The sequence below is a fragment of the Eubacterium segne genome, from assembly GCF_014287775.1.
Taxonomy (GTDB): domain Bacteria; phylum Bacillota; class Clostridia; order Lachnospirales; family Lachnospiraceae; genus Eubacterium_G; species Eubacterium_G segne.
Window position 1 is genome coordinate 206213 of record NZ_JACOOZ010000002.1, and the last position, 16601, is coordinate 222813.

The 16601-nt window shown below is 35.8% G+C and carries 7 protein-coding genes; all 7 read right to left on the minus strand.

Features of this window, described 5'->3' with window-relative positions:
- Complete coding sequence (locus H8S00_RS03320; protein ID WP_118588927.1) at positions 1 to 894, minus strand: hypothetical protein; 894 nt, start codon at positions 892 to 894, stop codon at positions 1 to 3.
- Positions 887 to 2044: a radical SAM protein gene (locus H8S00_RS03325; RefSeq protein WP_243053016.1), complete on the minus strand. Its 1158-nt coding sequence runs from the start codon at positions 2042 to 2044 to the stop codon at positions 887 to 889. Before H8S00_RS03325 ends, H8S00_RS03320 begins: the two co-directional genes overlap by 8 nt.
- Positions 2045 to 2058: 14 nt before the next feature.
- Positions 2059 to 2913, minus strand: coding sequence for a hypothetical protein (locus H8S00_RS03330; RefSeq protein ID WP_186839985.1), 855 nt, complete (start codon positions 2911 to 2913; stop codon positions 2059 to 2061).
- A gap of 58 nt (positions 2914 to 2971) precedes the next feature.
- The gene (locus H8S00_RS03335) at positions 2972 to 3211 is read right to left on the minus strand and encodes a hypothetical protein (protein WP_021952642.1); all 240 of its coding nucleotides are present in this window, start codon (positions 3209 to 3211) and stop codon (positions 2972 to 2974) included.
- A complete protein-coding gene (locus H8S00_RS03340; protein WP_118588925.1) occupies positions 3211 to 9195 on the minus strand; it encodes a fibro-slime domain-containing protein in 5985 nt (1994 codons plus the stop codon). Before H8S00_RS03340 ends, H8S00_RS03335 begins: the two co-directional genes overlap by 1 nt.
- Positions 9196 to 9537: 342 nt before the next feature.
- Entirely contained in the window at positions 9538 to 10119 is a 582-nt protein-coding gene (locus H8S00_RS03345; RefSeq protein WP_021952640.1) for a sortase family protein, read from the minus strand.
- Positions 10120 to 10191: 72 nt separating this feature from the next.
- Complete coding sequence (locus H8S00_RS03350; RefSeq protein WP_118588924.1) at positions 10192 to 16596, minus strand: InlB B-repeat-containing protein; 6405 nt, start codon at positions 16594 to 16596, stop codon at positions 10192 to 10194.
- Positions 16597 to 16601: the final 5 nt, after the last annotated feature.

Here is a 16601-nt window from a genome sequence, read left to right on the forward strand (position 1 = left end):
CTATTCCTCTGCTATTTGTACATCCACTATTACACTGGTATTGGCACTAAAATGATTAGCCACTGATGTAACAGTTTTCTTACCTTCTATGTTTTCAAAGGGCACTCTGTAAGTTATACCTCCCATAAATGCTCCACCTGACTGCACATATTTATAATAAACATATACCTTCTTATAGGTTTTGTCTGTTTTGTTTTTAAGCTTGAGATTTCCGTTTTCCTTAATTACTTCAAACTTATCCTCTAACAAATCCGGGGCATCTAAGTAGGCATTAACTACATTTCCGTAAGAATAATCGTCCTTATCACTGTATTTTCTCTTATTAGATTCCAACACCAAAGCCGATGTATGAGGCAACAGATTAGTTACTCTAAAGGTAGCATTTTCCTTGTCACTAACTTTAAAGGTAATATCACCTACCTGTAACATCTTGTCAGATGTATTGGATATAATAATGGCTGCCACCTTTTCTATAGGCTCATCGCTGCCATCCTCTAAATAATTTCCTGTATAACTTCCCACTTTTTCAATAATGAGATTGCTGTCTGATAATTCTACCTTTTCACTTTTTTTATCGTCTTTATTACTTTTCTTATCTTTCTGATTAGTTGTAGAATTTTTTACGCTTTTTTTAGTTGTAAATCCCTGAATTTTGTCAACTTCCAATGTATTCTTTCCCGGCTCTACATAGTCCTCTACTCTGGTTACATTATTAGTTATGCTTTCTAATTTCTCAGGGCTTAAAGCAGTATTCTTTTGTGCTTCTTTTTTCATGCTTTCTACTTCGCTCTTGTTATTATTGGCGTTTTTAAAAAACAGTATAGTTCCTACTAACAGTAGCACCACACAAACAACTATAACAATTACAATTATCTTTTTATTTTTGCTATTCATCTTCATTCTCCGCCTTTACTAATGATTCAATATTACTTACAAAACTCTGGCATTGTCTTAGGTACTCATCGGTTATTCCACACAAATATTCCGGTTTTACCGTGGAATCACCATGACCTTCTGCAACAGCTAAAGCTCCACAAACGGTACATGCATTTCTATGCTCACACCGGGTGCAGGCTTTGGGTAAAAAGATCTTGTCAGTTTCCTTCACTATGTAATCCCAGCACTCATCAAAGGATTTTTCTTTGGGATTTACAACAGGCTGATTCATCATTCCACAAGGTGTCATACGTCCATCCCATGTAATCCAGAAAGAACATTTTCCTGCTATGCACCCCATGTTTTCTTCCTCAGCCACAATGCAACCGTCATCTTCATCTGCTCTAAAACCCTGTTGCATTCTTTTAATAAACCAATACAAAACTCCACTATCCATTTCAGCCTTTTTGGTTCTAAAAAGTGCCTGTCCTGCTTCTTCTTCCGTGAATCTTAAAACCTTATTTTCACTTTCAAAGCGTCTGATAGGTGGAAACATATACACCATAGGCTTAACTTTTAATTTCCGCTTCTTTGCAAAATCGTATATAGCCTCTATATCGCATACATTGTAAGGTGTGAAGCTGGCATTTAATGCTACCGCTATTCCCGCTTCAAGCAACCTGTCAATGGCAGCGGTCACCTTATCAAATCCATGGGAATCACCACATAAACGACTGTAAGTTTCATTACTTCCACCATATAAAGTTATTCTGATTTTTGATGGTGGACATTTTTTCAGCCAACAGACAACCTCATCAGTAATTAATATGCCATTAGAATTAATGGTAATTATAAATCCCATTTTATTCAATTCAGTATATATCTCTTTAAAATCCTTTCTAAAAAAAGGCTCCCCACCTGTAAGTAAAAGAAACAGCATGCCCTTATCCCTGCACACTTTTCCAAAATCTATCCATTGATTTGCCGTCCATTCCCTGCCGGCACTACACATTTCCTTCTCAGACATTCTGATGTAGCACATTTTACAATTCAGATTACATCTGGGTGTCAATTCAAAAGAACCATGTATCGGTGCCCTGTCCTTCATGGCTTTTAAATACAAACCGGTTCTAAGGTTAGGCTTAAAAGGATTATTCAAATCACTCACAAAATTTCTCCTTATTAAAATACCGTATCACAAACTAACTTTACTGCTTCTTCGTCCGGCAGACAGGTTAATTCATATACCGGTATCCTGCTAATAATTTCTTCTATAATATTCATGCTAATATTTGACAGCTTATCATCCCATCTGGCAAGAGAAAATCGTGGAAACATATTTCTATACAATTCCATTCCCACCAACTGCCTGATAGAATTTTTTTCTCCCTGTTTAAGCAAAATAATTGCTTTAATAGGTGCAGACTCATTTCTATATATCTTAGAACTTCCTGCATAAGGAGAACCATAAACATTAGTAATATCCTTAGAAATATCTATAGTAGCCCTGTCACCATTAAGTATATCAGCATTCATGTATTTTTTCCACAAGTTTGCCTGAGTTGATTTTCCAATCTCTGAAGGTCCACTAAAAAGGATTGCCTGATTTTGATATTCAACTACGGAAGCATGCATAATAATGCGGTTGAAAAGAAGTAAAACCAAATCAATATCAAGGCTACTCATTAAAAGTCCTGGACCATTAGTTAATTCAATAAACTTTCTATCAACATAAATTTGTGCTTCCTTTGATTCTATGTCAAACACTGTACTTATTTCCAGACTACTGTCATCTCCCATTTTGTAACTGAAATAAACAAAATATTTGCTGTTGTTTATATATATTTTTCTGATATTGTTTTCAAATATCAGAGTGCCTTTATCACTCTTCAACTCACTTTCCACCATGATTCTATATTTGAAATCTGCTTCCTTTTCATTGTTACATATAAAAGGCACCATATTTTCGGGTACCTCCTTATAAGGGAATCCTTCAATTTCAATTATTAATCCTGCTAAATTAATTTTTATATCCATATTATTTATAAAACCCTTTCCCGACAAAAGTCAGGAAAGGGTTTTCCTTTTTATTATCTTATGATGGCATAGTCGGAGTAAAGTAACACAATCCACTAGTAGGTGTGTCATATCCCATACTCTTTACCCATGCTTCAAATGCCTCATCTGTTTCAGGTGCACCTGCCGGTACCATTGTTGACTTATACGTATCTTTTAATTCATTATATAAATCTGATCCCATCTCTACAGTTGCTAAAATCTCAATATCCATATCAAACTTTTCAATGCAGATTTCAGGTTTACTATATTTCTTCATTATTCCTGTACCACCTTTCCATCAAATCCAAACTTTTCAGATCTGTATCCTTCTTCATCATATCCAACAATATACATTGTACTTGCCTTTATGTTTTCTGTCTTACTTGCTTTGAACTTGAGAGTCCATTCTAGTCCACCATCAACTGTCTTACTTGAAGCTGTTGTAAGTGTTACTTCTTTTCCATTTGCATCAAATACTTTGATATCATCTACTGCCACAGGTGTTGTTACCTTAACCATGGCATATCTGTCTTTAATAAAACTATCTGATTTTGTATTATATCCTGCCTTTATAACTACATCAGTAGGATTTAATTCTGATTTAACACCTTTATCTTCAACTGTAGTTGCTGTTACCGGACTTAATTTGTATCCTACGACTTTCATGCATGTTAATGAAACATATCCGTCACCACCTGCAACTCTTAAGTACAACTTTCCATCATACTTATCTCCAAGTGTATCAAGTTTATAATACAACTCTGTTGCTGATTTAATTGTAGCAATATCTGTCCATACAGCACTGTTATTAACTTCCTTTAAGTACTGAAGTTTAAGTTCACTTCCCTTAACATTCTTTATTCCAACCTGAATTGTCTTGGAATTTCCTGTGTAACCCTCTAAATTGTCATACATAAATGCCAAACCATATCCTGCACTTAAATACAATTCATTGTTTGGTCCACTTACTGCATATGTCATCATATCCTTAGTTGTGTTTGGATCCAACTCCTTAGTGTTATCTGTATTGTATCCGTTAAAGGATTCTACTACCGACTTACCTGTAAGGAAGGCTGCTCCATTTCCTGTATACTTAGCTAAGGAAATAACTCCCTGTTTATCATATGTTGAACTCAATGGGTCATCATAATTAAACTTAAAGTTTGCTCCTAATATAAGCTGTTTTATTTCGCTTACTGTTGCACCTAACTCATTGTTATCATCATATTTACCTTCAGCTGTTGAGTTACCCTTAGCCGGATTATAAATTCTGATTCCGTCAATAAATACACTCTTTGCTTCTGAATTATTTCCTTTAAGTGAAGTTATAGTAACAATATAGTCACCAGCTTCTCCTGTATCATTTCTCCATGTTATTACTGGAACCTGATACAAATCACCATTTTCGTATGATGTATCAATAATCATACTCTTAACAAGGTTACTCCATCCATTCTGAACAATTAACATACCATTGTTTTTAGTTATCTTTGTATCATCTGTCTTGTTGTATACGCTTACAACAATAACTCCTGTTGAACGATTTGTTCTACTTACAATATCAAATCCTGTACCCTTGAACTCAAAGGCTGCCATAGCAGATTTACCTAACTCGTGTGAGCTTCCATTACTATTACCGTAACTTTCATCTTCATATGCCGGATCATATCCGTACTGCATATCCAATGCATTAGACTGTGAACTGTCTTTTGTCTCACCATTAATTGTTACATTTCCTGAATAAATAATCCCGCTCTTAGAATCAATATTTTCATCTGTTCCAATATTAGAGAAGTTATCCTCATAATACACAATATTAGCCGGCATTACTTCTACCTTGGATGTCATAACCGGTGTAGCATTTGAAGCATCTAAATCAGATGCACCTGATGCAACGCCGTCCTTTGTAACCTGAACTCCCATATAGAAAGTATCTACATCACTCATGAACTTCTTAGGTGTGTACATAAGCTTTGAATCAGCCCATAATGCTGTTGCCTGATTGAAGTCCATCTGGTTCTTAAACTCGCCATCACTATATGTATAATTAAGTGAATTCTTGTAATTAGCACCAACTGTGCTATCAGACATACCTAATACTGTATATCCATCTGCGTCTGTATCATCCTGCAAAATTGATTTATTTGTAACACTAAAGTTCTTATCATAATTATAAGGTGTTGTACCACCTAAGATACCATTAGTATCAGCAAACAAGTCTGTCTTTAAACCGTAATCTAAAACGTAAACTTTATCATTTACATTATAGTTATAAACTACTACTTCTACTTTCTGTGTTCCGTTATTAACATTATCTGCTAACTTAAGAACAAACTTATCATAACCTACATGTTTTGATGTAAATGTCATCTTATTAATGCTTGATTCGTTGCTAACATCACCATTCTCCCATGTAACTTCTGCCTTGTTAGAAGCATCTGCATTATGTGTAAATGTAATGTCTGATGAAGCATTTTCAAGAGTGTAATCATTATATGTTACTGACTCTGTTCCCGGAGTTGTTACTGTTGTAGTAACACCTTCATCCAATACTACAGGCCATACATATGAACAATTCCATCCTTTATATCTTATAGACACATTAACATCTCCATCATTTGTCATTGTAAACGGAATGATTATTGATCCATCTATATTCATAAGCATATTATCTAAATCGCCACTGCTGGTTCCTGTTAAATACTGATTTTTAATTGCTGTATAACCATAAGTAGTATTATTAATTGTTATAGACTCAATTCCATAACCTCCTTTTCCAGGAGATGTTATCTTCAGCTTATGTTCATTACTTCCGTTTATAGTAGCCTGAACATTCGATATTGTTGTTAAACCAGTTGCCATGCCATTACTTACTGTGTTATCCATAGCTATAGAAGATGTCTTTTCATGACTAACTGTAGTTGTTGTTCCAGACTGACCTTCTTTAGTTGTCTTATGTGTAAACTCAGCCGGCAATGGTAAATTAGTTGTTTTACCAATCTCTGTATAATATACAAGTCTCTTCATATCCGCCTCTGTATTTGTAAATACAAATTCAGGTTCATTTGTATATGCAAGAGTTGCCATTGTTCCATCATTTGTTGTGAATGTAGCATTTTCAACCGACTCCTCTGAGCCTGAAACCTTTACATTCTTAAATGTTTTTGTTGCATTTAACTCTGTAACTTTAATCTTTGTATTTACCGGAATACCTGTAAATACAGCTTTCTGTCCGGCACTAATCTCAATAGTGCTGTCTGCTGATACGGTTTTATCTCCAATTTTTGCATTGGTATCACTATCATATACTGTATATGATACCCCTGCTAAAGAACCGCTTAACCCATAGGTCTCATTAGAAGCTCCAAATAACTGTGTATACTTAACTTCAAATGTATATGCTGAAGCACTTTCTGTACCAACAAATTCCTTAGCTACAGAGAAACCTGTCGCCTTAGCAGCATTTAAGTAATCAACCTTAATGCTTACATCCTCACCTGCTGCAGCAGCTGTTTTATTCTGAATAGTCACACTGTTCTGTCCATCAGTACGCCCATCATTTGCCTCTAAGCCTGATACATTTTCTGCAAACTTTTCACCATCTCCATCAGTTATGGAATATGATGTATCAAAACGCTTATCTTCTTTTTGCTTTATTGATACCTTATCACCACGTATACCATTTTCTGTAGAGCCGTCAATTTCTTCTGTCTGTGTAACAGTTCCGTTTCCGCCAAATGAAATACTGTTGTTTTCAAATAATGTCTTAGTTGTGTCTGATAAATCACTAACATCATAAGTGAATTTATCTTTTTCCATAATTCCTGAAACGGTGTTCTGCAATGTTTTCTGGATATTAGATAAATCCATTGTATTTGTAACTGTAAGACCATTCTTCTGCGTTAAATCAACAGCGTCCAAGTTGAAGTCAATCATAAGGTTTGAATCATACAAGCCTCGTTCCATATAGAAAACTGACAATGTATGTGTCTTACTTCTATCAAGATTTTTTATCCAATCCTGTACTGAACTGGCTGTTGCTTTCTCAATTCCTGTATCTGTAACCTTATATGGATTGTCAACATTAACCTCACCTGTTGTAAAGTTAATGCTACCTGTTGCACGTCCATGGGCACCACCAACATCAAGTGCTAATTTTCCGTCAACATATACCCACAAGTCGTCATCTCCTGAGAATCTAAATACTGTATCTTCTACAATATCAGGAAGATTTGTAATTTCACTTTCATCGCTTAATGCATACACCTTCATAACAGCATCATCTACATATGACCTATATCCTACTGATACGCTGTTAATATCAGTTGTTTCATTAAGTTTTAATAAAATGTATCCATCATTATTGTTATCAAGACTAACAACATTTTCATCTGTGAATTTACTTAATCCCGGATATGTAATTGTTGCATTTCCATTTGTCAACCAGTAATCAGTTCCGTTTATTCGTATATTATCAACATTAACATTTCTAGCTTCTGCTAATTTAACTACAACATACTTAGCTGCACTGTTTTTAACATTAAAATCTTTATACTTTGCATCGGCTGAACTACTTCCTCCAGTTTTTGCCAAGTCAATTCTTTTAGCATTTGCTGTTGCTGTTTTATCAGATACCGTAAACGGAATCCCCAGTCTCATACCAAAGCCATAGTTTACCTTGGTATCTTCCTTGCCGGGTTTTGAATCAGCCAAAGTTGCATTATTATTAACATTACCTGAAATAGGTGTGTTAAATGGGAAGAATCCAACTTCACCACTGGCATTTTCAGAAGGATTTGTTATAGTTGCAGTTGAACTTGAATTATATACAAGATTTCCTTCTGAATTCATATAAACATTATCTTTACCTGACTTACTGTCAAATATATAATGTCCATCCTCTGTGACCCTAAACGGAAACTGAATAGGATTTTCCATAGAACCATAAATGTCAGCATAATCTTTTAAGAAATTATCATCAAAAAATGGCATAATAACATTATTTTCTGATGATAACAACTGTCTGTTTGTTGAAAGATATGGTGCAACCAGCCCCTGAAGTGGACTGCCTACCAAACTTGTTTCATTATTTCCATTTCCATCACCTGATATATTATGGTTTGTGTACCACAACCTGTCATTTATTGAATAAGTCGAATCCTGACCTATTAGTTTATACAATGGTCTTGAACCAACTGCATTAATACCACCTTCTAATATATAATTTCTGCTGTCAGGTGCTCCGGTAACCATCGGGTATGTCATTTTTCCTTCACCCCAATATCTTGCTTTCATTGCATCATTGAAATTCTGGAACTGATCCCACCATGAAGCTCCGCCACCTTTTTTGTAATTATACATAACAGCTGGTACTGTAAACAACGTACTACGACTGCTTTCATCAGAGTTTGTATCTGTCATACCTTCTAATTTTAAATTATCAAAGTTATATCCATAATTAGCATCACTTAATTGTTCACCATAAATGCTGTCTGAAACACTCGGATCAGTCCACTGTCCTGTACATGAGGTATCGTCACTATCCTTAAAATTCGTTATATAATATTTTGTATACGACTTTCTGTCAAAAGCTCCCCATTTACCCCAAACTGCTCCATCTGATCCTCTTCTTTCAATCTGTATATTGTTTCCTACAGTCTTTGGAATAGATGTAGTCCACAAGGATACATCTGACTGCTGTTCAAATTTATAGTCAGTATTTGTATCATTATCATGAAGATATAACTGTGCACCAAAGTTTGAAAAATTAGCAAATCTCTCTGAATCAGATATCTTATTTACTAAAGTGAACGTTACTTCCGGTACTGTTCCGTCTCCCCATTCACCTGTTCCCATAGCTGTAACAGTATATACTGTATTGTTTCCTCTTTGAGTATTCATCCAATCATTCCAGTAATAAGATACCCCATTGTCTTGAACCGGTGATACTCTTACAAAAGTAACAACATCTGAATCAACTTCTGCTGTCCATGTGTAATCTTCAGTCGTCGATCTTGTCATCTCCTTACCGGCAATCATCTCATTATTGCTGTTCCTGTACGCAGATGAATCTGATACCGCCCCATCAATAACATAGACTCTGGCATTGTCATTAGCTACATCCGAGTTACCAACAAACTTAATAGTTGTAGCCGCCTTAACCTCACTGACAAACGGTTGTAAATTAACTGTTCCGATTGTCATTGCTACTGCCAATACAACTGACAGTATTTTCTTAATCAATCGTCTGTTTACTTTCATTACGATTTTTGCCCCTTTCTTATCATTTCATCATTATTTAAATAATCTTTTTTTAAATCAAAAAACTTTGTAAATACTAACCAAATTTGAAGAAAAGGTAAAACGTTTTACCTTTTTCTAATATTCACAAAGTCCTCCACCTTTCAGTATTATAGCATTTCTTTTTTTTTAATTCCATACTAAAACCTGATATTTTTTGTCGGTTTACTATTTTTTTTACAGAAGAATCTATTTTTTTCGATATTTTTATCAGTTTTTATTGTTTTTTCCTAATGTTCTAACATTTTCTTACTAAATAATGTCTTCCTACATTATTATTAATATTATTAATGATGTACTTTTTTAATCTCTTACAAACAAAAAATATCCTTTTTCTTTTCCTTCGCTATCCACCTTACATATTTTTATTCCATAATCTATTACTTTATTCTTATCTTTCTCTGCATCTTTTTCATATTTATATTCATATTTTTCTCCGGCCAAGTCTTCAAATATCAGCTTATCCCCGTTTTTTATTTCATCAAGGGCATCTGTAAATGAGTCTATTCCGTAAATAGTCATACCTTCTATATCCCAGGGCATACCATCACCACTTCTACATAGGGAATATGCATAGGTGTTTTTGTCAAATACATTTATTACAGGATATCTGATATTTTTATCCGGAATTTCCACAAATCCCACTATCACCTTGTCATCTATGGTTATGAAGGTGTCTCTATCCATCTTAGGGACATCCTTTTTAATGTGGGCAATCTCCTTTTCTGCATTGTCAAACAGTTGTTTTGCCCTTTTTCTGTCACCACTGCCATTACCACCGGTAGCTGCCAGTGCCACCACTATCACCACTAAGGCGCATAAAGTAACTGCCACTATGCCTGTTATTTTTTTATTTTTATTTAGCAGTTCTTTTATTTTCTCCATAATCATGCTACTCCTTTTTTACAGCATTAGGCGCCCCTGAAAGATTTTGACTTTCAAGGGCACCCCTATGCCTTACTTTAATTTCATTGTCTTCTTAACGAATCCCGTTTTTTTACTAAGTTTCTTCTTGTATTTCTTTTTGGCTTTCTTTGGCACCTTAAACACTGCCTTTTTGCTTATGCCCTTAAAAGCATATTTGCCAATTTTTGAAATCTTAGATGATTTAAACTTAATGCTCTTTAGTTTCTTTTTCTTGTAGAAGGCTTTGGCTGCTATAACCGTAACGTTCTTTCCTATTATAACGCTGGTAAGCTTCTTATTACTTTTAGCTACGTTAGTTCCCACTGCCGTAACCTTATAGGTTTTACCTTTTATCTTTATGGTATCAGGTATTGTAAGCTTCTTAGCCTTCTTGTCAGTTGTTCCAAGATATGTTACTGCTCCTTGGAATGTCACTCTGTATTTTGCCTTTCCTACAGTCTGGGTGCTTCCTACTTTTACAGTGCTATTATCTCCCGGCTTTACACTATCTCCACCGGAGGATTTTTTCCATATAGCATACAAGGTAACATCACCTTTAATATAGAATTTGTCTCCCGGAACATATGTGGTTCCTGAACCATCTGCCTTAGTGTTCCATGATACAAAGGTTTTACCCTGATAGGTAAATCCGCATTTTGAAACTAATACAGAGTCGTTTTTACTATAAGGACTGTTAGGGTCTGTCATGGCTCCCTTTCCACCGTTAGCCTTATAAATAACCTTGTAGCCTTTTTCCTGTGTCTGTCCCTGAACCTCAGCTCCAAAGGTAAATGATGTTGATAATGCTGCTCCATCTACCAGAATAAGCTTTCCTTCAACAAAACCGTGACTGCCTTTTTTCACTGTAAGTTTGTTGCTATCCATTTCAGCACTTCCAAGAACCGCTTTCATATTCCAGTCAACATTTTCCATGCCATTTAAAACAATGGTATTATTGTCATTAGTTATGGCACATAACTGCATTGCCACTGATGTGTCATCCTTATCGCTTAAGAACAGGTTTTTATTAGAATAAGAAATCCATTCCTTTTCCGTATTATCAGTAGTATCGGCACTCAACGCCACATCTAAGCTTTTAACATTTCCCATTCCGTTGTTAAAGACTTCGCACTGTGCCTTTTGAGTGTTTCCGATTTCATCACTTACAATGACTTCTACTTCCTTTTTATAATAACCCTTACCGATATTAATATCAAATGAGAAATCTCCTTCTTCTCCCATTGTTGCCTTAATATCCTTTAAAGTTTTCTGTCTCAAAACCGGCTTTCCGTCTACATTAATTGTAATATAGGCATCATCTTCCGTCATTCCACTTACTGTTAAAGTACCGTCTTCCTCAAAGCCTGAACCCTTAGTAGGTGACTTAAGAAGCAATGTTGGTGCTGTGGTATCTACGTTAAATACGAAATATTCACTAAATCCGTCTCCATTTTCATTTTTTCCATATACCGTTATGGTGTGGTCACCATCTGCTATGTTACTTAATGAAATAGGTATGGAGTTTGTATCCGTAAATGTTCCTGTTTCAACTTCTTCTCCATCTAACACCCATGTTCCTGACACTTTCATATCAGATGTAGCCGTAAAGTTAATGGTTGAAGAATCATATGTGTCATACATTACTGTTTTTTCCACAACATTTTCATTGTCATCCTTTACATGCTCTAATCTTCCTACCTGATATTTTTTCTTATCAGCAGTAAGCTTTATGGTAGCCTTATTTGGTGTATTAAGTACAATTTCATCTGAAAATGTTTCTTCGCCATAAGTTAATCCTGTAAGATTTCCCTTGTTATCCATCAATTTATTAAAAGGTGTAGCTGAAATTATGTACTTTCCATTAGCCTTAAGGCCTTCTTTTTTAACAATGGTTTTTCCCTTTTCATTTTCAGAACTGTTTTCACTGCTGCCTCCAAGTATGGCATATATTTCCTTTGCCTCATTTTTTGCTGCGGAAACAGTGTAATCCGGCAATTCTGTTTTTTCACCTTTTTCATTTACTTCATATACCTTAAATACAGCTCCTGCACATTTACTGTCCCCTGCTGCATCCACCTGAGCTTTAAATTGTAAGTCTCCTGCATTAGATACTGAAACACTTCCGATTTTAGCCGGCTGGGTATTGTTGGTGTACTCAAAAGTGCCTGTGGTATTTACTATGCCTGTAGTAACATCTTCCTTACTGTATACAACACGGATATAGTATTTACCTGCTGTAAGAGTTTTTGGAAGCTGTATGGTAGTGGTTTTCTTTGCAATATCCTTTTTAGTAAGGGTTGCAACCGGAGTTCCTCCCTCACTTTCCACATCTAAATCCTCTACCACATAAATATCCATTTTATCAAGGTCAGTCATCTTGGCATTTCCATTCCAGTTCACTGTCACCTTATTGTCTGTGTCAGAATATTTAGTTTTTGCTACACTTACCGTAGTTACTTCCGGCAGCGGGTCCACAGCATAAAGAATAAGTTCAGAAGCTTCTACAGTATTAACTTTATAAGTTTTGTTATAAAGATTTTTGTCTGTAAAGGACACTACTATGGTTCCCTGTTTTTTATCTTCATCATATGAGAAGTTGGCATTTGCATCTGCATTTTCTTCATCACTCTTTGAATTATCATAATATTTCAAAGTGATTTCCTTACCTGCTTCATCTTTAATCTTAAATCCTGCTTTTGACTTGTCAGCCTGTTCTAAGGTGTCTGCGCTAAAAGCTACACTTAACACCTGAGCACCGCCGTTTTCATACTGGCCTAACGTAAAATCGTGATAGGTCTTTGTTATGTCAGAATGAAGACTTGATGACACACTGCCACTTCCATCTGCCAAAAGATTTCCTCCTGTTGAAGATGCCGTTTCATGAATATTTGAAGCAAGACTCATGTAAAGAGTATCCTTCTTTTCGGCATCATATCCTACTGCATACCATGTTTTGCCATTAATGTCTTTCACACCGGCTTCCTCTAAATATTGCGGGTACGTTGGCTCTACCTTTGCCTCAGAGCCAAATGACAAATCACCACCATATACATAAGATATACCTGTTGAAAATCCTAAAACCTTAAGTGCTCCCCATATACGGGTTGAGTTAAGTCCAAGAGCTGCACTTCCTACTTCTATTCCACCAATTAATGGAATGAAATCAGGAATTTTAACTGCCGCCTGAGCATATGCCTCAAAGGCTTCTTCTGCTCCTGTACTGGTATCCATTATAATATAACCCTTACCTTCTATTACTCCAAGACACTTTATGCTACATTGCATAAGAAGCTTATAGTAAGGTATCCAGTCTACCTGAAGTTTAGCGTAATCCATAATTTTTATATCAGTATTTGAAACTTTAAGGTTTGATATTTTTACCCCAAATCCCGTAAGTCCCAAAGAGAAATCCGCTCTGGCATCTAATGCCTGAAATAGTCCGAAGGATACGCTAAGGAGTAATCGGATTGGCGGTACTTCGCTGGCGCAAAACAGTGTGTCATACATGTTTTCAAATCCGCCACCGCCTCCCATAATCCAGCTTACACCAAGGGAATCTAAATTAATTCCCGGTTTTACTCCCTGAATATAGAAGTACAGATTATCCACTATAGGAACGTTGTTGTGACTCTTAAATCCTAACTTAACCTCCAAGGTTATGGATTTAAGGAAGGCTGCTTTTCCTTCTACACTAAATGACCAGTCATTAACGGTATTTACCTCTAACTTTCCTTCAATGTTAGGCATTGAAGCGGTGTATCCCGGAACCTTTAATTCCACGCCAAAATTAACGCCGATAAATCCCTGATTCATTCCGTAAAGGACGTTTTTAACCTCTACTGTTCCCTGAGTTTCCCCTTTATCGTCATCATCCTTTATGGAGCCTGATGTTCCATTATTTCTCTTGAAAGTTTTAACCCATTCATTTCTAAGGTCTGTTGCCTTGGCTCCCATATCGGAAAATACGTTGTAACCACTGTTGCTTCCTGTATTACTTCCAGTGCTTCCACGCTTTGATAGCGGAATAAGGAAGCTTAAATCCAAACGTGCTGAAAAGGACATTACAAATCCTTTTGCCTCCCCTGCCTTTACATCAGCTGCTCTTTCTGCCTTGGTGTCATACATCATGCCAAGTTTTGCGAAAGATAAGTTAAACGCCATTCCTGCAATGGTCATTAATCCGTTAAGGGCTGAAGGATATACAAGGGTAATGGTTTCATCTCCAAAATCCTTTAATTCCTTACCGTCAGTATTATATGGTACAAGGGTAATTTCCTCCCCATCCTCAATGGACGTAAATCCGGCATTTCCCTTATATATTCTTGTGTTTTCCACAGATGCATTTAATGTAATATCATCAAAGTCCGTATCTATTTTTCCATCCTTTTTAGTAAGAGTTACGGTGCCGTCAAAAGCATCAATACATCCGTTAATTACAACCTTGTCTTTTTCCCCATTAATTGACTTTGCAACATATTTTACGTTGCTTTTATCATCCCCTTTATCAAAAGTATCATCTTTTATAAAGTCCCCTTTAAACAAAAGTAATACTTCTTCATATTCTTTCTTATTTTTTTCGTATTCCTTTTCATCGGAAAATGTCTTTATATCATATTTGGCATTGTCCCCTTTAGTGCCTTTTTCCTGAACTACTGCCAACAGTCCGTAGTAATCGTTTCTATACTTCATATCATCAGACATTACTATGGAAAGTGCCTCTCCTGTAAGTTTTTTGGCAACTCCACCAGGTGGCTCCGTCCAGTCAAATATAAGCTGATATGTTCCCGGTTTCATTTTCTCATTAAAAAGAATATCCAGCTTGTTTTCCTCAGCATATATGGTTATGTTAGAAGAAGGTATTTCATATCTCTCATCCTCACCCTGGGCATAGAGAGTATATCTGCTTTTATCTTCAAGCATGCCAAAATTTCTTCCTGTAATGTACAAATGTCTTGATAAATCATTGTACAAAATCTTTGGTGTTGCACTGTTAAAGGTTATTTCAGGAAGTTTTCCATTTCCTCCCGGACACAACACATAAGTTGAGCCTTCATACAACATATTTTCGTACAAAAGATTTGAATCTGTTCCATCTGATATTTTATATACCCTAAAGGTTATTTTTCTGTAGCTGGCAGAGGTATCCACATCCGCCTTAAAATAAAACGGTATGTTAATGTTTGTTCCCTTTTTAAAGTCCACGTAAGAACTGGTAAAAGGTCTGGCATAGCTGGTTTCATAGGATAATTTCTGCTGATGCTCATTTAACGGTGTAATCCCTTCTGATGCATAAACTGCTACAACTACCTCGTTGTAATCTGTATTATTTGATACATTCTTAAGGGATGCCTGAATGTTAAAAATTCCGTCTTCCTTAAACTTACCACTTTCGTCTCTATTGCAATTAGATATATACTGTTTTCCATCAGCTGACAGGCTAAGAGTAGCCGGTGCCGTCATGTTAAACGCTACTGTGTCAACTTCCGGCTTAACCTTTTCATTAGAATATACACCATAGTATGTATTTACTAATCCCTGTTTTCCTGCACTAACTGTTCCCAAGTCATAATACATTGCCATGGCACTGTCGGCTGTCCCGTATTCTTCATTTCCATCACTGGTAAAATCAAAGGATTCATTTGGAGCAAAATCAAAATCTGTTGCTGCTAAAGAATTCCAGTGGGCAAAAGCAATCTGCTTAAGCATTCCCTTTGATGAAATAACAGTATTAGCTGTAGCTGAAGGATTTTTTAAATCATCATAAGCATAAAAGGTTGATGGCACTTCACCGGCTTTTATAATACATTCCTTCTGTATAATGTCGCTGCTATATGATGTATCAGGAAGTTCATAATATACATAATCCTGACTGCCAATAGCTGAGTCTAAAAGTATTCTTGCTTCTATTTTTACATCATCTGTTCCATTATTCTTTACGTTATAGCTTATGCAAACCATTCCATGTTCATTAGAGCCTGAATTTGCCAGTTCTAAACGCTGGGTAAACTCAAGTTCCCCTAATGTCCACTTAGCTGACAGTCCGGTGGCATCCTTTGATACTGTTACAGGACTTGTTTTTATTCCTTCATAGGAGTAATCCTCACCAAAAATGTAATTTTTTGTTTCTCCGTTTTTTGTTATTTTAAAGGATGTAAATGATGTATCAAAATCATCACTGTGATACAAAAGTTCCTTATTGTTGTCAGATTTTATTGTTTTATCACCTTCTACATTTGATATATAAAACCCTCCATTTGTACCGGACATATGGACAGATGTATAATCATTCTCCAATGAAAGAATCTGACTGTTTATCTCAAATCCGTCACCTTCATTAGTTGCCGGCTCATTTGGGGCTGCCAGTGAATCCACCGGCATCCCTGTTATAACCAACACTGCTGAAAGTACCAGACAGATAATGCTGTTAAAAACTTTTTTGTTAAATATTTTTTTCATATATC

Excerpts from the sequence above, each read along its gene's own strand:
- H8S00_RS03330 (WP_186839985.1), bottom strand. The coding sequence starts at position 2,913 with ATGGATATAAAAATTAATTTAGCAGGATTAATAATTGAAATTGAAGGA.
- H8S00_RS03350 (WP_118588924.1), bottom strand. The coding sequence starts at position 16,596 with ATGAAAAAAATATTTAACAAAAAAGTTTTTAACAGCATTATCTGTCTG.
- H8S00_RS03320 (WP_118588927.1), bottom strand. The coding sequence starts at position 894 with ATGAATAGCAAAAATAAAAAGATAATTGTAATTGTTATAGTTGTTTGT.
- H8S00_RS03340 (WP_118588925.1), bottom strand. The coding sequence starts at position 9,195 with ATGAAAGTAAACAGACGATTGATTAAGAAAATACTGTCAGTTGTATTG.
- H8S00_RS03335 (WP_021952642.1), bottom strand. The coding sequence starts at position 3,211 with ATGAAGAAATATAGTAAACCTGAAATCTGCATTGAAAAGTTTGATATG.
- H8S00_RS03345 (WP_021952640.1), bottom strand. The coding sequence starts at position 10,119 with ATGGAGAAAATAAAAGAACTGCTAAATAAAAATAAAAAAATAACAGGC.